Below are 20,075 nucleotides of genomic sequence, written 5' to 3' on the forward strand. Positions count from 1 at the left end.
GGCGAATGGATACTGTTGCTACTGGTCTCTCGTCGCTCTTGTGTCCGCGCGCGCCGCCGCGCCTTGCTGGCTCAGTCGCCGTTCTGCTCGCGGTCGCGGCTCTTGCGCAGCGCCTTTTCCTCGATGCCCGACAAGCCCTCGCGGCGCTCCAGTTCGGCGAGCACATCGGCGGGATTCAGGTCGAAATGCGACAGCATCACGAGGCAATGGAACCACAAATCGGCCACTTCGCCGACCAGCGCCTTGCGCTCCGCGCCCAGCCGCACGTCCTTGGCGGCCAGCACGACTTCCGTGGCTTCCTCGCCGATCTTCTTGAGCACCGCATCGTCGCCCTTGTGGAACAGGCGCGACACGTACGAAGTTTCGGGATCGCCGCCCTTGCGGCTGTCGATAACGTCAGCGAGGCGCCGAAGCGTATCGTTCGTCGATTGCGAATCTTGCGTCATTTGTAGATATGTTCGGGGTCTTTCAGCACGGGATCGACGGCAACCCAGTTGCCGGCATCGACCGAGCCTTCGAATTTCTGGAAAAAGCACGAATGCCGGCCGGTATGGCACGCAATGCCCGACACCTGCTCGACCTTCAACAGCACGACGTCTTCGTCGCAATCGAGCCGCACCTCATGCACATGCTGCACGTGGCCCGATTCCTCGCCCTTGAACCACAGGCGCTGGCGCGAACGCGAAAAGTACACCGCGCGGCCCGTTTCGATCGTCTTCGACAGTGCTTCGCGGTTCATCCACGCGAACATCAGCACGTCGTTGGTCGATGCTTCCTGCGCGATCACGGGCACGAGGCCGTTCGCGTCCCACTTCACCTTGTCGAGCCAGCCGACTTCAGACGGATTGACCACGTTACAACCTCACCGAAATGCCCTGATCGGCCATGAAGCGCTTGCACTCGCCGACCGTGTGCTCGCCATAGTGGAAGATGCTCGCGGCCAGCACGGCGTCCGCGCGGCCTTCCTTGATGCCGTCGGCCAGATGCTGCAGCGAGCCGACACCGCCCGACGCGATCACGGGAATCGGCACCGCGTCCGACACCGCGCGCGTGAGCGCGATATCGAAGCCGCTCTTCGTGCCGTCGCGGTCCATGCTGGTCAGCAGGATTTCGCCTGCGCCGAGTTCGGCCATCTTGCGCGCCCATTCGACGGCATCCAGCCCCGTGTTCTTGCGCCCGCCATGCGTGAAGACTTCCCAGCGCGGCGCTTCGCCTTCGGCCGACACGCGCTTCGCGTCGATCGCGACGACGATGCATTGCGAGCCGTATTTGTCGGTCGAATCGCGCACGAGTTGCGGATTCGCCACCGCCGACGAGTTCATGCTGACTTTGTCCGCACCCGCGTTCAAGAGGCGTCGCACGTCTTCGACAGCGCGCACGCCGCCCCCGACCGTTAACGGAATGAACACTTGCGAGGCGACTGCTTCGATGATCGGGAGAATCAGGTCGCGCTGGTCGGAAGTGGCCGTGATGTCGAGAAACGTGAGTTCGTCGGCGCCCTGCTCGTCGTAGCGGCGCGCGATTTCAACGGGATCGCCCGCGTCGCGCAGTTCGACGAAGTTGACGCCCTTGACCACGCGGCCAGCCGTGACGTCCAGACAGGGAATGATGCGTTTAGCTAAAGCCATAGTCTTGCTAATACTTGCCAATACCGCTGGTGAGGCCGCTCACCCGTGCATCACGCCTCAAAAGGCGGTGGGGAAAACGGCGCAGGGCCGGTGCGCCGGAACCGCGCGGCGCGAGCCTGAATCATCTGTCAGACGCGCGCCATGCGCAGCACAGCCAACGCTCAGGCGTCGTCCGATTCGCGCAGGCGGTCCGCGTGCGTTTGCGCCGCGGCGAAATCGAGGTCGCCCGAATAGATCGCGCGGCCGCAAATCACGCCTTCGATCCCTTCGGATTCCACTTCGCACAGCGCTTCGATATCGCCCATGTTCGACAAGCCGCCGCTCGCGATCACGGGGATCTTCATCGAGCGCGCGAGACGCACGGTCGCCTCGATGTTGATGCCCTGAAGCATGCCGTCGCGGCCGATGTCCGTATAGATGATCGACTCGCAGCCATAGTCCTCGAACTTGCGCGCGAGATCCACGACTTCGTGGCCCGTCAGCTTGCTCCAGCCGTCGGTGGCAACCTTGCCGTCCTTCGCGTCGAGCCCGACGATGATATGGCCGCCGAACGCCGTGCACGCTTCGAGCAGGAAGCCGGGATTCTTCACGGCAGCCGTGCCGATGATCACGTACTCGAGGCCGTCGTCCAGATAGCGTTCGATCGTGTTCAGGTCGCGGATGCCGCCGCCCAGCTGCACGGGAATCTCACCGCCGACTTCTTCGATGATCGCGCGAATCGCTTCCTCGTTCTTCGGCTTGCCGGCGAATGCACCATTCAGGTCGACGAGGTGCAGGCGTCGCGCGCCGCGGTCGACCCAATGTCGGGCCATCACCGCCGGTTCCTCGTGGAAAATCGTCGCCTGGTCCATATCGCCCTGTTTGAGGCGTACACACTGACCGTCTTTCAGGTCGATGGCGGGGATCAGCAGCATAGCAATCGGGTGTTGTCAGGGAAAAAAGTTGAAATTCGGCTGGCGGAAAAACCGGCTGCGGTCCGCGCCAGGCCGTTTCGCTAGTTTAGTACATGTCTTTCGGCGACCTTGCTGACCGGCGTCGGATGCGTATGCATGGGAGCGAGGCAGCGGGGACGGACGGAGAACATGGACGGTTAATGATGTTGACGGCAGGGATGCTGACGGCAGCGATCAGGGATTCCAGTGCACGAAGTTGCGATACACGCGCAAGCCCGCGTCGGCGCTCTTTTCCGGGTGGAATTGGGTCGCAAAAATGTTATCCCGCGCCACCGCCGAGGTAAAGGGCACGCCATACACGGTTTCGCCCGACGTATGCGCGGCGTTTTCCGGCACGACGTAATAGCTATGCACGAAATAGAAGAACGCGTTGTCCGCGACGCCGTCCCACAATGGGTGCGACTGCGCCTGACGCACGCGATTCCAGCCCATTTGCGGCACCTTGAAGCGCGAGCCGTCGTCCTGCAGCTGGCCTGCGAGATCGAAGCGCACCACTTTTCCGGGCAACAGGCCGAGGCCGTTCGTGTCGCCTTCCGCGCTCCAGTCGAACAGCATCTGCTCGCCGACGCACACGCCCATCAGCGGCTTGCTGCGCGACGCTTCGATAACCGCGTCCTGCAAGCCGGATTCGCCGAGCGAGCGCATGCAGTCAGGCATCGCGCCCTGGCCCGGCAGCACCACGCGGTCCGCCGCGCGGATCGCTTCGGGCTTGTCGACGATCGCCACGTCCGCTTCCGGCGCGGCTTTCTTCAACGCCTGGGCAACCGAGCGCAGGTTGCCCATTCCGTAATCCACAATCGCAATCGAAGTTTTCATTTCAAGTTAGGCAGCAACGCCTTCAATCCGTTGACGATGAACTCCACCGCCAGCGCTGACAACATCAAACCCATCAACCGCGTGCCGATATTGATACCCGTGCGGCCAACCCAGCGTGCAATCGGTTCCGCGAGACTCAGCGATCCGAAGCAGAGCGCCGCAATCACAGCGCCGATGGCAATCAGACTAATCCGCTCGTACCAATGAGGATAGCTGGCCGAATAGACTAGGACAGTACTGATGGAGCCCGGCCCCGTCAGCAGCGGAATCGCGAGCGGCACCACGGCGATGTTGTCCTTCATCTCGGCTTCGTGCCGTTCTTCCGGCGTCGAGCGCGCATTGCCGACCTGTGCGTTCAGCATGCTGATCGACATCAGCAACATGATGATGCCGCCGCCGACTTCAAGCGCGCCGATCGAAATGCCGAAGAAGCGGATGATCTGCTGCCCGATCAGCGTCGACACCGCGATCACGCAAAACACGGAAATCGATGCGACACGGATCGTGCGCCGCTGTTCGGCGACCGACTGCTGTGACGTCAGACTCAGAAAGAACGGTATCGCGCCAACCGGGTTGATCAACGCCAGCAGCGAAATAAACGACTTGATGATGTCCATCTCAAGCCGGCCGCGCGACGCGCGCCGGTCCCGTTTGGTCGCTTAGAGGCTGCCCTTGGTCGACGGAATCTGCCCCGCCGCGCGCTCGTCCAGTTCGACGGCCATGCGGATTGCACGGCCGAACGCCTTGAACACCGTTTCCATCTGATGGTGCGCGTTCAGCCCGCGCAGGTTGTCGATATGCAGCGTGACGCCTGCATGGTTCACGAAACCGCGGAAAAATTCGATGGAGAGATCGACGTCGAACGTGCCGATGCGCGCACGCGTGAACGGCACGTGGAATTCGAGACCCGGACGGCCGGAAAAATCGATCACGACGCGCGACAGCGCTTCGTCGAGCGGCACGTACGAATGACCGTAGCGGCGAATGCCCTTCTTGTCGCCGACGGCCTTCGCGACGGCCTGACCAAGCGTGATGCCGACGTCTTCGACGGTATGGTGGTCGTCGATATGCGTATCGCCATGCGCTTCGACATCCAGATCGATGAGCCCGTGGCGGGCAATCTGGTCGAGCATGTGATCAAGAAACGGCACGCCCGTGGCCAGCTTTTGCTGACCGGTGCCGTCCAGGTTGATCTTCACACGGATCTGCGTTTCGCTGGTGTTGCGAACGACTTCCGCAAGGCGCATGGCAATTCCTCGAATCTGACTTAAAAAGTGGGGGTTGTGAAAAGTGCTGGCGTGAGTTCAGTTCAGCACGAGTTTCAGCGCGGCGAGCATTTGAGCGTTTTCATCCGGCGAACCGACCGTCAAACGCACGCAATTCGCGAGCAATGGATGCATTTTACTCACGTTTTTGATCAAAACCCGCGAAGTAAGGAGGGTTTCGAACGTCGCCGATGCATCCGGCACACGCACGAGCAGGAAATTGCCCGCGCTCGGGAACACTTCGGCGCCCGGCAGCGCGGCGACCGCGTCGGCCAGTTTCGCGCGTTCGTCGCGCAATTGCGCGGCCTGCGCGTCGAGCACGTCGATGTGATCGAGCAGGAAATCGGCCGTCGCCTGCGTCAGCACGTTGATGTTGTACGGCGGACGCACCTTGTCGAACTCGTTGATCCATTCGGTGCGGCCCGCCATATAGCCGAGACGGATGCCCGCAAGGCCCAGCTTCGACACGGTACGCATCACGACGACGTTATCGAAGTCGGCTGCACGCGGCATCCAGCTTTGCTGCGCAAACGGCTGATACGCTTCATCGATCACCACAAGACTGCCGCTCGCCGCCGCGATGATGCGCTCCATCTGCGCCGTATCGAACAGCGTACCCGTCGGGTTGTTCGGATACGCGAGATAGACGACGGCCGGCTTGTGTTCCGCGATCGCCGCCAGCATTGCCTCGACGTCGAGCGTGAAATCGGCGTTCAGCGGCACGCCGACGAACTCCATGTTCGCGAGCTTCGCCGACATCGCGTACATCACGAAGCCCGGCACGGGCGCCAGCACTTTCGCGCCCGGCGTCGCGCACGCCATCGAGATCATGCTGATCAGTTCGTCCGAGCCATTGCCGAGCAGCACTTCGCAGTTCGCCGGCACGTTCATCACGCGCTTGAGCTTGTCGAGCAGCGCCTGCGGACGCGGCGCCGGATAGCGATTCAGCGCGACGCCCGCCAGATGCTCGCCGAGTTGCGCGGCTAGCGCTTCGGGCAACGAAAACGGGTTCTCCATTGCATCGAGCTTCACGAGGCCCGTCGCGTCAGCGACCGGGTAGCTCGTCATCGCGAGCACGTCGCGGCGGATGATGTCTTGAGGTGTCGTCATGGCGTGTGATGCGCGTGCCTGCTCTCAGGCGACAGCGCAATAGGGGCGGCTGTGTGGCCGCCCCGGGTTGAGTTCTCTGTCTTTGTAGATCCGGAAGCCATCTCGAATTTAGCGCGCGTATTGCCCGCGTGAGACGGCTCGCCGCAAGGTCAGCCCGTGTTCTTCATCCGGTATTCGGCGCTGCGCGCATGCGCTTGCAGGCCTTCGCCATACGCGAGTTCGGCGGCGATTTCACCGAGCGTCTGCGCGCCGTCCGCGCTCACTTCGATCAGGCTCGAGCGCTTGAAGAAATCATAGACGCCGAGCGGCGACGAGAAACGTGCGGTACGAGACGTAGGCAGCACGTGATTCGGCCCCGCGCAGTAGTCGCCGAGGCTTTCGCTCGTGTAGCGGCCAAGGAAGATCGCGCCCGCGTGGCGGATCTGCTGCGCCCATTGCTGCGGCTCCAGCGCGGAGATTTCGAGGTGTTCGGGCGCGATATCGTTGGCGATCGCGCACGCTTCGGCCATGTCGCGCACCTTGACGAGCGCGCCGCGGCCTTCGAGCGACGCGAGAATCACGTCGCGGCGCGGCATCGTCGGCAGCAGTTCGTTGATGGCGTCTTCGACGCGCGCGATGAAACCCTGGTCCGGGCACAGCAGAATGGATTGCGCGAGTTCGTCGTGCTCGGCCTGCGAGAACAGATCCATCGCAACCCAACGCGGATCGGTCGTGCCGTCGCACAGCACGAGAATTTCCGACGGACCGGCAATCATGTCGATGCCGACCGTGCCGAACACGCGGCGCTTCGCCGACGCGACATAAGCGTTGCCAGGACCGCAGATCTTGTCGACGGCAGGAATGGATTGCGTGCCGTACGCGAGCGCGCCAACCGCCTGCGCGCCGCCAATCGTGAACACGCGATCGACGCCGCCGAGCAGCGCCGCTGCCAGCACCAGCGGATTTTTCACGCCGTCGGGCGTCGGCACGACCATGACGATTTCGCGCACGCCGGCCACACGCGCGGGAATCGCGTTCATCAAGACCGACGACGGATACGCCGCCTTGCCGCCCGGCACGTAGATGCCCGCGCGGTCGAGCGGCGTCACCTTCTGGCCGAGCACGGTGCCGTCGGCTTCCGTGTACTGCCAGCTATGGCTGCCGCATTCGATCTTCTGCTTCTCGTGATAGCCGCGCACACGCGCCGCCGCCGCTTCGAGCGCCGCGCGGCGCTTCGGCTCGAGACCTTCGAGCGCGGCTTCCAGCTCCGACATCGGCAGTTCGAGCGCAGCCACGCTATCGGCGCTCAGGCGATCGAAACGGTTCGTGTAGTCGAGCACGGCAGCATCGCCGCGCGCCTTCACGTCAGCCAGAATCTGCGCGACCGAGCGTTCGATCGCTTCGTCTTCGCTCGCCTCGAACGCGAGCACCGCATGCAGCGACTTGCGGAAATCTTCAGTGCTGGAATCGAGTTTGCGAATCTTGATAGACATGCTGGTATCCGTTTCGGTAAGGCGCGCGAGTGAGACTCTGGTTAAGACCTTGGGTTTGAAACTTGGGTTTGAATCTTGCCTCAGGCCGTTGCGTCGGTGCGTTGCGACGCGCGCTGGAACGCGTCGAGAATGGGCGCCAGCGCGGCGCGCTTCAACTTCAGCGCCGCCTGGTTCACCACGAGGCGCGACGAGATCTGCATGATCTCCTCGACCTCGACAAGATTGTTGGCGCGCAGCGTGCCGCCCGAGCTGACCAGATCGACGATCGCGTCCGCGAGGCCCACGAGCGGCGCGAGTTCCATCGATCCATACAGCTTGATCAGATCGACGTGCACGCCCTTGGCTGCGAAGTGCTCGCGTGCCGTCTGCACGTACTTCGTCGCGACGCGCAGGCGCGCGCCCTGGCGCACCGCGTTCGCGTAATCGAAGCCGGCCGCGACCGCCACCGACATGCGGCAGCGCGCGATGTCCAGATCGATCGGCTGATACAGACCGCTGCCGCCGTGCTCGATCAGCACGTCCTTACCCGCGACGCCGAAATCGGCGGCGCCGTATTCGACGTACGTGGGCACGTCCGTGGCGCGCACGATGATCACGCGCACGTTCGGATCGTTGGTCGGCAGGATCAGCTTGCGCGACGTTTCCGGGTCTTCCGTCACTTCGATGCCCGCTGCCGCAAGCAGCGGCACCGTTTCCTCGAAGATACGCCCCTTCGATAACGCGAGCGTCAGCGGCTTGTTCGCTGCGGGCGACGACGACGTTTGCGGCAATTCGCTCATGCCTGATTACCCTTGATGCGGCGCACCTTCGCGCCGACTGCCGTGAGTTTCGATTCCATCCGGTCGTAGCCGCGATCGAGGTGATAGATACGGTCGATCAGCGTTTCGCCATCGGCGCACAGGCCCGCGATCACGAGACTCGCCGATGCACGCAGGTCGGTTGCCATCACCTTCGCGCCCGACAGCTTCTCGACGCCGTTCACCAGCGCCGTCTTGCCGTCGATCGTGATGCTCGCGCCGAGACGGTTCAGTTCCTGCACGTGCATGAAGCGGTTTTCGAAGATCGTTTCGACCACTTGCGAGGTGCCGTCGGCCAGCGTGTTGAGCGCCATGAACTGCGCCTGCATGTCGGTCGGGAACGCCGGATATTCCGACGTGCGGAACGACACGGCCTTCGGACGCTGGTTCATGCGCACGCGCATCCAGTCGTCGCCCTCTTCGATCGTGACGCCGGCTTCGCGCAGCTTGTCGGTCACGGCTTCGAGAATCTGCGGACGCACGTGACGCAGCGTGACGTCGCCGCCAGCGGCCGCGACCGCGCACAGGAACGTGCCCGCTTCGATACGATCCGGCACCACCGTGTGCTTCGCGCCATGCAGCTTGTCGACGCCTTGAATGACAAGACGATCCGTACCGATACCGTCGATCTTCGCGCCCATCGACACCAGCAGGTTCGCGAGGTCGCCGACTTCCGGCTCGCGCGCGGCGTTTTCGATGACCGTTTCGCCTTCCGCGAGCACCGCTGCCATCAGCAGGTTTTCGGTGCCCGTGACGGTGATCATGTCGGTGATGATGCGCGCGCCCTTCAGACGCTTCGCGCGCGCTTCAATGAAGCCGTGCTCGATGTTGATCTCGGCGCCCATCGCCTGCAGACCCTTGATGTGCTGATCCACCGGACGCGCGCCGATCGCGCAGCCGCCGGGCAGCGACACCTTCGCCTCGCCGAAGCGCGCGACGAGCGGGCCGAGCACGAGAATCGATGCACGCATCGTCTTCACGAGTTCATACGGCGCGACGAGGTTGTCCACCTTCGACGCGTCGAGCATCACCTTGCCGTCCGAGCTTTCCGTGCGCACGCCCATCTGGCCGAGCAGTTTCAGCGTGGTGCGAACGTCCTGCAGATCGGGCACGTTATCCAGGTGCACCGGCTCCGCGCTCAACAAGCCCGCGCAAAGGATCGGCAGCGCCGCGTTCTTCGCACCCGAAACAACGATCTCACCAGCGAGCTTCTGCCCGCCTTCAATCACGAGTTTGTCCATGCCTGTTTGTTCCTGATCTGCCCGTCCGCCTGCGGGCGTCTTGTTGTGGGCGGTTGCTGCGGCGCCGTTGGCGGCGTCGCGATTCTCATGTGTAAGTCGCACTAATGTTCCAGCTAATTTGCAGCTACGTCTAAAGCTTATTGTGCAGCTTGTTGTTCCGCTCTTCCTGCAGCCAGTTTGTCAAGCGCCGTCCTCCGACAGACAGCACGGTTTGCGCGCAATCGCTACGCGCAGGTCAGGCGCTTTGCCATTCCGTGGGCGTCAGCGTTTTCATGCTGAGCGCGTGGATCTCTTCGCGCATGCGATCGCCGAGCGCCGCGTACACGAGTTGATGGCGTTGAATCAGACGCTTGCCTTCGAAATTCGGCGACACGATGGTCGCGAAGAAATGCTGGCCGTCGCCTTCCACTTCGAGATGCTCGCAAGGAAGGCCTGCCGCGATGTAGTTTTTGACCTGTTCAGGTGTGGGTAGCATGAATGGTGCTCCTAGTGACGCAGCTTGAAGCCGGTTGCGAGCATGCGCATCGCGATCACGGCCAGCACGACGAAGAAACCGGCGACGATCAGCAGGCTCCACAGCGGATTGATATCCGACATGCCAAAGAAGCCATAGCGAAAGCCGTCGATCATGTAGAAAAACGGATTGAGCCGCGAAATTTCGCGCCACACGGGCGGCAGCGTATGCGTCGAGTAGAACACGCCCGACAGGAACGTGAGCGGCATGATCAGAAAATTCTGGAACGCGGCAAGCTGGTCGAACTTCTCCGCCCAGATGCCCGCGATCACGCCGAGCGTGCCGAGAATCGCCGAGCCGAGCACGGCGAACGCGATGATGAAAAGCGGCGCAGTGAAGCTCATCGGAATGAACCAGACGGTCACGATAAACACGCCCAGCCCGACGCACAGTCCGCGCACGACCGCCGCCAGCACATACGCGCCGTACATTTCCCAGTGCGACAGCGGCGGCAGCAGCACGAACACGAGATTGCCCGTGATCTTCGATTGAATCAGCGACGACGAACTGTTCGCGAATGCATTCTGCAGCACGCTCATCATCACGAGGCCGGGCACGAGAAAGCTCGTGTACAGCACGCCGGGATAGACCTGCACGTGATCGCGCAGCGCATGGCCGAAGATCGTCAGATACAGCAATGCGGTGATGACGGGCGCGAGCACTGTCTGGAATGCGACCTTCCAGAAGCGCAGCAGCTCTTTGTAAAACAGCGTACGAAACCCGCTCATGCCAACCCCTCAACCACTTCCGGCCCGTTCATCACCTGCATGAACACGTCTTCGAGGTCGGCCTTGCGCACCTCGATTTCATCGAACGTGCAACCTGCCGTGCGACATTGCGCGAGGATGCGCTCCACGTCGTCATAGCTCGACAGGCGCAGCAAATGCTGGCGTCCGTTGACGTTGCTGGGATCGACTTCGAGCGAGCGCAGCTCGGCGGGCAGCACGCCCTGCGCAAAACGGATGAACAGTTGCGTACCTGCAAAGCGGGCGAGCAACGTGCTCGTGCGCTCCAGCGCAACCACTTCGCCACGACGCAGCATCGCAATGCGGTCGCACAGCGATTCGGCTTCTTCCAGATAGTGCGTGGTCAGCACGATCGTGTGGCCTTCGCGGTTCAGGCGCGAAATGAATTTCCACAGCGTCTGGCGCAATTCGACATCGACGCCCGCCGTCGGCTCGTCGAGCACGATCACGGGCGGCCGGTGTACCAGCGCCTGCGCGACCAGCACGCGGCGCTTCATCCCGCCCGACAAGGCACGCATGTTCGCGTCGGCTTTTTCGGTGAGATCGAGATTGGCCATCACCTCGTCGATCCAGTCGTCGTTCTTGCGCAGGCCGAAATAGCCCGACTGGATACGCAACGTTTCGCGCACGGTGAAGAACGGATCGAACACGAGTTCCTGCGGCACGACGCCGAGCGCGCGGCGCGCGAGACGGAAATCGTCGACGACATGGTGGCCGTGAACCGTGATGCTGCCTTCATCGGCGCGCGCGAGGCCCGCGAGAATACTGATGAGCGTCGTCTTGCCGGCGCCGTTCGGACCAAGTAGCCCGAAGAACTCGCCTTGTTCGACGGTGAAGCTGACGCCTTTGAGCGCTTGCAGATCTTTGTAGCGCTTCCTGACGTTACGAATTTCAATCGCTGACATGACTGTGCGCCGTCGGGGGAGACAGCGCCTGATAGGTCGCCCGGCAAGGGCGCGAAGCATGGGGACGGAATTGGGGCCGGGTGTAAAAGACCGCTTGCGCTGCCGCGCGCGTTGCTATTACAACCGCTACGACCGTTTCCGCGATGCGGGATGAAACGGCCAGGCGCCAAAAAACATTTGATTATAGGGCAAAAGTCTAAACGGCCGACTTGCCCTGGAGGAACGTGAGCCAGCGCAAATGGTGAAACGCGATGCGCGGCTCACTGACGCGTGAGCGTCAATGTCGTGAGGGTAACAGCGAATCGACGCCGTACGCTTGCGCGAGACTGGACAGCCCCGCAGGCAGGTTGACGATGGCGAGCGGCGTGCCGCGCGCAGTCGCTGCGCGTTGCCATGCGAGCAGCACGGCAAGCGCGGAAGAATCGAATTGCGTGAGCGCCGCGCAGTCGACAGCGGTCGCACCGCTGCCGATACGCGCAAGACCCGCTGCGAGCGCGGCCTTCGCGCTCGCGTGGGTCAGCGTGCTGCCCGATTCGAACGTGTTGACCGGCGTGCTGACCGGCGCGCTCACAAAGTTGTTCACGACTGTTTGCCGCCCGAGAGTTGCTGGTTGCGCGCCGTCAGGAACTGGATCAGGCCATCGACGCCACTCTTCTGGATCTGCTCGTTGAACTGCTGCTGGTACGCCTGGATCAGCCATGCGCCGAGCACGTTCAGGTCATACACGCGCCAGCCTTGCGGCGTCTTGTACAGACGGTAGTCGAGTTCGACCGGCGAGCCGTTGTTCATCACGACCGAGCGGACCACGACATCGGTATCTTCCGGGCTGGCGCGGAACGGCTTGTATTCGATCTGCTGGTCCTTCACCTGCGCCAGCGCACCCGAGTACGTGCGGATCAGCAGCATCTTGAACTGCTCGACCACGGCGTTCTGCTGCTCGGGCGTCGCGGTGCGCCAGTTGCGGCCCATTGCCAGTTGCGTCGTACGACGGAAGTCGGTGTACGGCAGGATCTTTTCGTTCACGAGCTTCGTGACGGCGCCGATGTTGCCGGTTTGAATCGTCTTGTCGGCGCGCACGGCGTCGATCACTTGCTGCGTGACGGTCTTGACCATCACGTCAGGATTGCTGCTGTCGACGGTTTGCGCGGATGCCACGCCGCCGAACGCAAAAAAGGCTGCAATAAACGGGATAAAGAAGAAGAATTTTTTCATTTCCAGTCCTGCAAAAAAGAGAAGCTCAGGTTGGAGGCGACGATATCACGCGAGTTCAGCCGCAATCCACGCCCAAACTGCGAGAGTCGTATCCGAGTGTTACGGCAGACAGATACGACGCTCGCATTTGACATACCTTAACGCAGCTTCAGCGACGGATAGCCGAAGAGCGCCGGCGGCACGATCTGACCAGCCGGGACGGTCGGCGGCGCATCGGTGCCGGATGCCGGTTGCGCAGCGCCTGCTGCGCCGTTCGATGTCGCGCCCGAAGCAGCTTCCGGCGCTGCAGCCGGGGCCGGCGCGGGTGCTGCTGCGGACGCGGGAGCCGGCGCGGACGCAGGTGCTGGCGTTGCCGCGCCGCCATCGACATCTTCGTACTTCGGCAGCGGCGCTTCGTTGCCGTAATCCGGCAGGCTCGACGACGCCGCAGTGCCGCCCGTCAGCAGATAACGGCGGCGTTGCAGGTACGCGTTGCGCACGAACGAATATTTGTCGAGCGCCGCGCCTTCGAGCACGTCGGTTGCATTCAGCAGGTTGGCGCGCGTGTTGACCAGATTCACGCCATACAACGCCCAGCTCAAACTATCCGGCTTCACATACGTGAGCGGATTGATGAAGTAGTTGCCGACGATACCCACGCCGTCACGCACCGTGCTCGGCCCGAACAGCGGCAACACCAGATACGGACCCGCAGGCACGCCATAGTGACCGAGCGTCAGACCGAGGTCGTTGTCGTGCTTCGGCAGCTTCGCTAGCGTCGCCACGTCGAACAGGCCGCCGACACCGAAGATCGTGTTGATCACGATCCGCATGATGTCCGACACACCGTCGGCGATCTTCAGCTGCAGCAGGTTGTTCGCCGCGATGTACACATCGCCGATGTTCGAGAAGAAGTTCGTGACGCTGTCACGCACCGGTTGCGGCGTGACGAACACGTAGCCCTTCGCGACCGGCTTGAACGCGTATTTATCGACGGTGTCGTTGAATGTGAAGACCGTGCGGTTAAAGCCCTCGATCGGATCTTCCTTTGTGGGGTTCTGAACGGTTGCGCAACCCGCAAGCGCGGCCACCGCGAGCGTCATCCCCGCGACACGTAAGCGTGTCGTCTTCATTGTTGTTCTCCTTATTGGCCGGATGCGCCCGACGCCGCTGCAGCAGACGCCGCAGGAGCGGAAGCCGCTTCTGCAGGCGCAGGCGCCGCAGCCGGCGCACCGGATTTGGCAGCGCCCGAATCCGCTGCCTTGCTATACAAAAACTGCCCGATCAGATTCTCCAGGACGATGGCTGATTGCGTCATCGTGATCGTGTCGCCGGCCTTCAGCATTTCGCTGTCGCCACCCGGCTCAAGACCGATGTACTGCTCACCCAACAGACCGGACGTCAGAATCTTCGCGGACGTGTCTTTCGGAAACTGATATTGCTTGTCGAGATCGAGCGTCACCAGCGCCTGATACGAATTGCTGTCGAAGCCGATCGACGCCACGCGGCCCACCGTCACGCCCGCGCTCTTCACGGGCGCGCGTACCTTCAGGCCACCGATATTGTCGAACTTCAGCTTGACCGGGTACGTCGCCTGAAACGACAGCGAGCTCATGTTGCCGGCCTTCAGCGCGAGGAACAGCAACGCGATGAAACCGAGCACCACGAACAGACCTACCCAGAAATCGAGAGCAGTTTTTTTCATCTTCATCCCAAAGAGAATCTATGCCGCTGCGGTGCGAGCCACGCGCGGCGCTTTGCGCGCGCGTTGGCTCGACATCGCCTAGCTGAACATCAGCGCGGTCAGAAGGAAATCCAGACCGAGCACGGCCAGCGACGCGTAGACAACCGTCTTCGTCGTCGCGCGCGAGACGCCTTCCGGCGTGGGCTTCGCTTCGTAGCCCTGGTAGAGCGCAATGAACGTGACCGCGAAGCCGAACACGATGCTCTTGATTACACCGTTGCCGACGTCGCGATACGCATCGACGCCGCCTTGCATCTGCGACCAGAATGCGCCCGCGTCGACACCGATCATCAGCACGCCCACGACATAGCCGCCGAGCACGCCCACCGCGCTGAAAATCGCCGCGAGAATCGGCATCGAGATGATGCCCGCCCACATGCGCGGCGCGACGACCACTTTTAAGGGATCGACGGCCATCATTTCCATGGCCGTCAGTTGCTCGCCCGCCTTCATCAGGCCGATTTCGGCCGTGAGCGACGTGCCCGCACGCCCGGCGAACAGCAGCGCCGTGACCACCGGCCCGAGTTCGCGCACCAGCGACAGCGCGACCAGCAAGCCTAGCGCCTGTTCGGAGCCATAGCGATTGAGCGTGTAGTAACCCTGCAAGCCAAGCACGAAGCCGACGAACAGCCCCGACACCGCGATGATCACCAGCGAATAATTACCGACGAAGTGGATCTGCTTCGTGACAAGACGCGGACGGCGCAGCAGCGGGAAAAATTCCAGCACGAGGCGCAGAAACATGCGCGCTGCGTAGCCCGTCTGCCCGAGCCCGCAGATGACGGAACGGCCGATGAAGCTGATCATGCGCGGCCTCCGCCAATGCCGAAGTCCGCCGCCAGCGGCGTCTTGCTCGGATAGTGAAATTTGAACGGACCGTCGGGCGTGCCGTCGATGAACTGACGCACGGTCGGATCCGTCGACGCACGCAGTTCCGCCGGTGTGCCTTCAGCAAGCACGCCACCGTTGGCGAGGAAGTAGACGTAATCGGCGATTGCGAACGATTCGGGAACGTCGTGCGTGACGAGAATCGAGGTCGCGCCAAGCGCCGTATTGAGCGCGCGGATCAGGTTCGCGGTGATGCCGAGCGAAATGGGGTCGAGTCCGGCGAACGGCTCGTCGTACATCATCAGTTCGGGATCGAGCGCGATGGCGCGGGCGAGCGCCACGCGGCGCGCCATGCCGCCCGAAATCTCCGACGGCGCGAGATCGCGCGCGCCGCGCAAGCCCACCGCGTTGAGCTTCATCAACACGAGGTCGCGGATCAGTTCTTCGGGGAGATCGGTGTGTTCGCGCAGCGCGAAGGCGACGTTTTCGAACACCGACATGTCGGTGAACAGCGCGCCGAACTGGAACAGCATGCCCATCTTGCGGCGCAGTGCGTACAGGCCATCGCGCGTCTGCGTGCCGATGTCCTGCCCATGGAACAGCACCTGGCCGCGCTGTGCGCGAACGAGGCCGCCGATCAGCCGCAGCACGGTCGTTTTGCCGCACCCCGAACCGCCCATGACCGCGACCACCTGGCCGCGTTTGAAGCGCAGATTCAGGTTCGACAGGACGAGCCGGTCGCCGTAGCCGAAGTCGACGTCGCGCAGCTCGAGGAGGGTCTCGGAAGAGGAAGGCACGTAACTGACAGTCCTTTTACACGGAAGGCCGAATTATAGGGCCTTCGTGCAAACCCTGCCTTGACGACGCTAACGATTTAACTTTTCTAAACTTTTTCTTGCAAAAAAGCGCTTTTTAACGAAGTAGCGGCTGCTGCGGGATCGGCAGCTTCCGTGATCGCGCGCACGACGGCCGCGCTCTTCACGCCCGTGGCCAGAACTTGCGGCAGCACATCGCCGCTGATCCCGCCGATCGCGACCAGCGGCACGACGCCATCCAGCAGTTTCACGTAACGCGCGAGTCTTGCCAGACCTTGCGGCGCGGTCGGCATGACTTTCGTCGTGGTCGGGAACACGGCGCCGAGCGCAATGTAGCTCGGACGGAAGTGCCACGCGGTGAGCATTTCGTAGTAGCCGTGCGTCGACAGGCCGAGGCGCACGCCAGCCTTCGACAATGCATGCAGATCGGCCGTATGCACGTCTTCCTGGCCGAGGTGAACGCCATAGGCGCCTGCGTCGATGGCAGCCTGCCAGTGATCGTTGATGAAAACCTGCGCATCGTGCTCGCGGCCCGCCGCGACCGAACGCGCGATTTCACGCTTCAGCTCGTCCGGTTCCGCCGATTTGCGGCGCAATTGCAGCGTTTTCACACCGAAGCCGGCCACGCGCTCGACCCAATCGGCCGTCGGCAGTACGGCGTAGAGGCCGAGTGCATCCGGACATGCCGCGAACGGTTGCGCGGGCGCGTCCGGCAAACCGGCGACGCGCGGAAAGCGCGACATGTCACAAGGCCATGCATCGTCGGATTTCGTTTCGTCGCCGTCGCGCCAGGCGAGCGCGAGCGTCAACGCGTCGTGCGGATCGAAACCGCAGTCGAGAAACGCCGCCAGTGCGGCAATCCAGTCTTCTGCAAGATGGCCTTCCAGCTGATAACGCACGCCGCCCAGGTGCAGCACCGCGCGGCCCGCCGCCGCCTCGATCACACCCGCGCCCTGCGTCTGCCAGCGGGCAATCCGCTCGACGTGCTGCGTGCTGTCCTGCTGCGTATCGGTGAAGACGATCAGATCGCCGCCGTTCGCGTCATCGGGCGCCGTCAGGCAAATGCGCCAGTTGACGTGCGTCGGCGGCCAGTCGCCGAGGCGCGCGCGAATGCGCTCGGCCGCTTCCGTGAGTTCGTCGGCGGGCGGCCAGAACAGATCGCGGCCCGCGAGTTTCAGAGTCTCAGTCATGCCGCAGCGCTCCCATCCTGATGCCAGAACGGCATGCCGACGACGGGCGTGCTCGCGTGGGCAGTTTCACGTTCGGCCATCGGGCCGGCCAGATAAGCTTCGCGACCGGCTTCGACGCCCATCGCGAAAGCACGCGCCATCGTTTCCGGATGCGTAGCCTGCGAGACGGCCGTATTCAGCAGCACGCCGTCGAATCCCCACTCCATCACCTGACACGCATGCGACGGCACGCCGAGGCCTGCATCGACGATCAGCGGCACGTCGGGCAGACGCTCGCGCAGCACGCGCAAGCCATACGGATTCACGACGCCCTTGCCCGTGCCGATCGGCGCGCCCCACGGCATTAGTGCTTCACAGCCCGCATCGAGCAGACGCCGGCCGATCACGAGATCTTCCGTGCAGTACGGCAGCACCTTGAAGCCGTCTTTCACGAGTTGCGCGGCCGCTTCGATCAGACCGACCGGGTCGGGCTGCAGCGTGTAATCGTCGCCGATCAGTTCGAGCTTGATCCAGTCGGTCTCGAAGACTTCGCGCGCCATGTGCGCGGTCGTCACTGCTTCAGTGACCGTCTGACAGCCGGCCGTATTCGGCAGCAGCGGCACGCCGTGGCGCTTGAGCAGATCGAAGAAGCCGGCTTCCGCGCCGCCCTCGCTCATCTGCCGGCGCAGCGCGACCGTCACCATGCCCGGCTTCGACGCCGCGATCGAATCCGACAGCGACTGCAGCGACGGATAGCGCGACGTGCCCAGCAGCACGCGGCTCTGGAAGATTTCGCCGTAAAGCGTGAGCGCGTCGGCGGGTGCGTTCGCGTGTGAGTTCATGTGTGATTCCTTGTCTGTGGCTTGCGTCGCGTGGCTTGGCCTGGCCTGGCCTTAGCCGCCCGCGACGGGATGCACGACGTCGAGCTTGTCGCCCGCTTGCAGTGCGCGCGCCGCATGCTGCGTGCGCGCGACGAAATTGCCGTTCAGCGCGACGGCGAACGGCGGCCGCGCGCCATACGCGCTGAGCGCGTCGGCGACGGTCGCGCCTTCGGGCAGCGACAGCGGCTTCTGGTTGATCTGGATATCCATGGTTCTGTATTCAAACGTTGAGTGTGGCCGCAGACTGCGCGTGCGCGCCATCGAGCCGGAACAGTTCATTCCAGCGCGCATTGCGCTGCCAGTCGGCGAAACCGTCGGCATCGGCGACACGGCCGTCGAGCAGCGCCGACGCGAGCCGCACCGCTTCGCCCGCGACTTCGGGCGCGATCATATAGCCATGCCGATACAGCCCGTTCACGCGCAGCGTGGCCGCGCCGTCCCACAACAACACGGGACGATGATCGGGCAGCGTCGGCCGGCATTGCGAGTTCAGTTCGAGAATGCGCGCCTCGCCGAAACCGGGGTGCACCGAGAACGCCGCGCTCAGCAGTTCAAGCGCCGAGCGCACGCTCACGGGCGACATGTCCTCGCCTTCGACTTCCGTCGCGCCGATCACATACAGATCGTTCTGCTTCGGCGCGATATAGAGCGGATAGCGCGGATGCAGCAGCCGCACGGGTCGCGTCAGATCGATGCCCGGCGCGTGCACACGCGCGACTTCGCCGCGGATACCGCGCAGCGTCGGCATGACGGGCTTCGCACCCAGGCCGCGGCAATCGATCGTGATCTTCGCGGGCGGCAGCGCGTTGTCGTCGATCGTCACGTTCCAGTGCGTGTCGACGCCGCGCTCGGCCAGCCCCGCCGCCAGCGCAGCCAGCACCTGACGGTTATCGAGTTGACCTTCGTGCGGGAGCAGCCAGCCTTGCGTGAAACGGCCAGCGAGCGCCGGCTCGGCCGCGCCGACCTGAGCGCCAGCCAGCGCCACCAGTCCGCCATCGAGCAGTTCGGCGGGCGCGTTCGCGCGCAGACGGCGTTCGAACAGCGGCGCTTCGGCGCGATCGCTGTGATGCCAGACGATCAGCGAGCCGTTGCGCTGGAAGAACACCGGCTCGGGCAATTGCGCGAGCAAGGTCGGCCATGTTTCCAGCGACGCCGCGCCCAGCCGCGTAATCAGCAGTTCGGCGCTGGCGGCTTCGGCGAGCGGCGCCAGCATCGCGGCGGCGACCCACGCGGCCGCCTGCGAACCGGCAGCGTCGCCGCGCTCGTACAGCGCGACGCGATGCCCTTCGCCCGCGAGCTGCCACGCAACCAGACGCCCGCACAGCCCGCCGCCGATCACGGCGAAATCCGGTTGAGCAGAAGTCCTCATCGTGTGGCTCCGAAGCAAAGCCCGGACGCCGCAAACCGCGCGCCCACGGCGCAACGACGTGCGAAACCCGCAGCAATGAAGCAAATAACTGAAGAATGAGCGGTCATCGAATCCTTTCCGTACGGCAAAAGTGCTCGTACCCAAGGACGATTCAAGGACGAAAACGCGGCGGGCAAGGCCGGCCGGGCATGGGGCGCTCAAAGGGAACGCCGCCCCGGCGGAAGGAGAACTTCCAGGAAATACTTCCCGAAAACTTCCCGCGCCGGTATTACCCGGATCGGGTGCGAAGGGTCTCTCTCAGCCTCGCCGCAGTAACAGCCCGCGCACGAAGCACCCCTGTTTCGTCCGGACCATTAGACCATAAAAGCCGCGCGCGCCGCAAACCCGGGCAGACCACAATCGGCCGCGGCTGATTTTGGCGAGCTTGCTGGTTGCTCTGGCACAATGGCACGCGTCAATGCGGACGGAATGCCGCGCCACTGCAAGGCCTTTGTCGGGTTGCCCACGCGGGCCAGAGGCACGGTGAAACGTCCGCTTAAGTTCAGATTAAGTCGCTGCCGGAACAATCGCAGCCTGGGCCACACCCGACGGCGAGCAACGGCAGCACAATGCGGCTACGCAGGGCATCGCC

The 20,075-nt window shown here is 63.3% G+C and carries 24 protein-coding genes and 1 riboswitch; all 24 genes read right to left on the bottom strand.

Annotated features, from left to right (window positions below; genetic code table 11):
• Positions 1-71: 71 nt before the first annotated feature.
• The 24 genes from G3O01_RS27305 to G3O01_RS27420 all read right to left on the bottom strand — a co-directional run bounded on the left by G3O01_RS27305 (position 72) and on the right by G3O01_RS27420 (position 19,444).
• Positions 72-446 (bottom strand): phosphoribosyl-ATP diphosphatase, encoded by a 375-nt coding sequence (locus tag G3O01_RS27305; RefSeq protein ID WP_205809749.1) that lies wholly within the window; start codon positions 444-446, stop codon positions 72-74.
• Positions 443-853, bottom strand: a complete 411-nt coding sequence (hisI, locus tag G3O01_RS27310; RefSeq protein ID WP_205809750.1) for a phosphoribosyl-AMP cyclohydrolase — start codon at positions 851-853, stop codon at positions 443-445. The genes G3O01_RS27305 and hisI overlap by 4 nt, the downstream gene beginning before the upstream one ends.
• Position 854: 1 nt before the next feature.
• The gene (gene hisF, locus G3O01_RS27315) at positions 855-1,628 is read right to left on the bottom strand and encodes an imidazole glycerol phosphate synthase subunit HisF (protein ID WP_205809751.1); all 774 of its coding nucleotides are present in this window, start codon (positions 1,626-1,628) and stop codon (positions 855-857) included.
• A 161-nt stretch (positions 1,629-1,789) separates the two neighbouring features.
• Positions 1,790-2,542, bottom strand: coding sequence for a 1-(5-phosphoribosyl)-5-[(5-phosphoribosylamino)methylideneamino]imidazole-4-carboxamide isomerase (gene hisA / locus G3O01_RS27320; RefSeq protein WP_205809752.1), 753 nt, complete (start codon positions 2,540-2,542; stop codon positions 1,790-1,792).
• 213 nt (positions 2,543-2,755) lie between these two features.
• Positions 2,756-3,397 carry an imidazole glycerol phosphate synthase subunit HisH gene (gene hisH / locus G3O01_RS27325; RefSeq protein ID WP_205809753.1) on the bottom strand — a complete coding sequence of 214 codons (642 nt, stop codon included), beginning with the start codon at positions 3,395-3,397 and terminating at the stop codon, positions 2,756-2,758.
• The gene (locus tag G3O01_RS27330) at positions 3,394-4,014 is read right to left on the bottom strand and encodes a MarC family protein (RefSeq protein WP_205809754.1); all 621 of its coding nucleotides are present in this window, start codon (positions 4,012-4,014) and stop codon (positions 3,394-3,396) included. Before G3O01_RS27330 ends, hisH begins: the two co-directional genes overlap by 4 nt.
• A 42-nt stretch (positions 4,015-4,056) precedes the next feature.
• Positions 4,057-4,644: an imidazoleglycerol-phosphate dehydratase HisB gene (gene hisB / locus G3O01_RS27335; protein WP_205809755.1), complete on the bottom strand. Its 588-nt coding sequence runs from the start codon at positions 4,642-4,644 to the stop codon at positions 4,057-4,059.
• Between the two features lie 57 nt (positions 4,645-4,701).
• Positions 4,702-5,772 carry a histidinol-phosphate transaminase gene (gene hisC / locus G3O01_RS27340; RefSeq protein ID WP_205809756.1) on the bottom strand — a complete coding sequence of 357 codons (1,071 nt, stop codon included), beginning with the start codon at positions 5,770-5,772 and terminating at the stop codon, positions 4,702-4,704.
• Between the two features lie 149 nt (positions 5,773-5,921).
• Positions 5,922-7,244, bottom strand: coding sequence for a histidinol dehydrogenase (hisD, locus tag G3O01_RS27345; protein ID WP_205809757.1), 1,323 nt, complete (start codon positions 7,242-7,244; stop codon positions 5,922-5,924).
• Positions 7,245-7,324: 80 nt separating this feature from the next.
• Complete coding sequence (gene hisG / locus G3O01_RS27350; RefSeq protein ID WP_205809758.1) at positions 7,325-8,023, bottom strand: ATP phosphoribosyltransferase; 699 nt, start codon at positions 8,021-8,023, stop codon at positions 7,325-7,327.
• Positions 8,020-9,282, bottom strand: a complete 1,263-nt coding sequence (gene murA, locus G3O01_RS27355; protein ID WP_205809759.1) for a UDP-N-acetylglucosamine 1-carboxyvinyltransferase — start codon at positions 9,280-9,282, stop codon at positions 8,020-8,022. Before murA ends, hisG begins: the two co-directional genes overlap by 4 nt.
• 235 nt (positions 9,283-9,517) lie before the next feature.
• A complete protein-coding gene (locus tag G3O01_RS27360; protein ID WP_007731848.1) occupies positions 9,518-9,757 on the bottom strand; it encodes a BolA family protein in 240 nt (79 codons plus the stop codon).
• Between the two features lie 11 nt (positions 9,758-9,768).
• Positions 9,769-10,524, bottom strand: coding sequence for an ABC transporter permease (locus G3O01_RS27365; RefSeq protein ID WP_205809760.1), 756 nt, complete (start codon positions 10,522-10,524; stop codon positions 9,769-9,771).
• Positions 10,521-11,447 carry an ABC transporter ATP-binding protein gene (locus G3O01_RS27370; protein WP_205809761.1) on the bottom strand — a complete coding sequence of 309 codons (927 nt, stop codon included), beginning with the start codon at positions 11,445-11,447 and terminating at the stop codon, positions 10,521-10,523. The genes G3O01_RS27365 and G3O01_RS27370 overlap by 4 nt, the downstream gene beginning before the upstream one ends.
• Positions 11,448-11,724: 277 nt before the next feature.
• Positions 11,725-12,030, bottom strand: a complete 306-nt coding sequence (locus G3O01_RS27375) for an STAS domain-containing protein (protein WP_205809762.1) — start codon at positions 12,028-12,030, stop codon at positions 11,725-11,727.
• Positions 12,027-12,659 (bottom strand): ABC transporter substrate-binding protein, encoded by a 633-nt coding sequence (locus G3O01_RS27380; RefSeq protein ID WP_205809763.1) that lies wholly within the window; start codon positions 12,657-12,659, stop codon positions 12,027-12,029. Before G3O01_RS27380 ends, G3O01_RS27375 begins: the two co-directional genes overlap by 4 nt.
• 137 nt (positions 12,660-12,796) lie before the next feature.
• Positions 12,797-13,771 (bottom strand): VacJ family lipoprotein, encoded by a 975-nt coding sequence (locus G3O01_RS27385; RefSeq protein WP_205809764.1) that lies wholly within the window; start codon positions 13,769-13,771, stop codon positions 12,797-12,799.
• 11 nt (positions 13,772-13,782) lie between these two features.
• Complete coding sequence (gene mlaD, locus G3O01_RS27390) at positions 13,783-14,343, bottom strand: outer membrane lipid asymmetry maintenance protein MlaD (protein ID WP_205809765.1); 561 nt, start codon at positions 14,341-14,343, stop codon at positions 13,783-13,785.
• Positions 14,344-14,421: 78 nt separating this feature from the next.
• The gene (mlaE, locus tag G3O01_RS27395) at positions 14,422-15,189 is read right to left on the bottom strand and encodes a lipid asymmetry maintenance ABC transporter permease subunit MlaE (protein WP_205809766.1); all 768 of its coding nucleotides are present in this window, start codon (positions 15,187-15,189) and stop codon (positions 14,422-14,424) included.
• Positions 15,186-16,007: an ABC transporter ATP-binding protein gene (locus tag G3O01_RS27400; RefSeq protein ID WP_205809767.1), complete on the bottom strand. Its 822-nt coding sequence runs from the start codon at positions 16,005-16,007 to the stop codon at positions 15,186-15,188. Before G3O01_RS27400 ends, mlaE begins: the two co-directional genes overlap by 4 nt.
• Positions 16,008-16,093: 86 nt before the next feature.
• Complete coding sequence (gene thiE / locus G3O01_RS27405) at positions 16,094-17,215, bottom strand: thiamine phosphate synthase (protein ID WP_205809768.1); 1,122 nt, start codon at positions 17,213-17,215, stop codon at positions 16,094-16,096.
• A complete protein-coding gene (locus G3O01_RS27410; RefSeq protein ID WP_205809769.1) occupies positions 17,212-18,036 on the bottom strand; it encodes a thiazole synthase in 825 nt (274 codons plus the stop codon). Before G3O01_RS27410 ends, thiE begins: the two co-directional genes overlap by 4 nt.
• 51 nt (positions 18,037-18,087) lie before the next feature.
• Positions 18,088-18,285 carry a sulfur carrier protein ThiS gene (gene thiS, locus G3O01_RS27415; RefSeq protein WP_205809770.1) on the bottom strand — a complete coding sequence of 66 codons (198 nt, stop codon included), beginning with the start codon at positions 18,283-18,285 and terminating at the stop codon, positions 18,088-18,090.
• Between the two features lie 10 nt (positions 18,286-18,295).
• Positions 18,296-19,444, bottom strand: coding sequence for an FAD-dependent oxidoreductase (locus G3O01_RS27420; protein ID WP_205809771.1), 1,149 nt, complete (start codon positions 19,442-19,444; stop codon positions 18,296-18,298).
• Positions 19,445-19,681: 237 nt separating this feature from the next.
• A riboswitch (TPP riboswitch) is annotated at positions 19,682-19,792 on the bottom strand.
• Positions 19,793-20,075 lie beyond the last annotated feature (283 nt).

Origin of the sequence: Burkholderia sp. Ac-20365 (assembly GCF_017104715.1) — a bacterium.
Classification (GTDB): domain Bacteria; phylum Pseudomonadota; class Gammaproteobacteria; order Burkholderiales; family Burkholderiaceae; genus Paraburkholderia.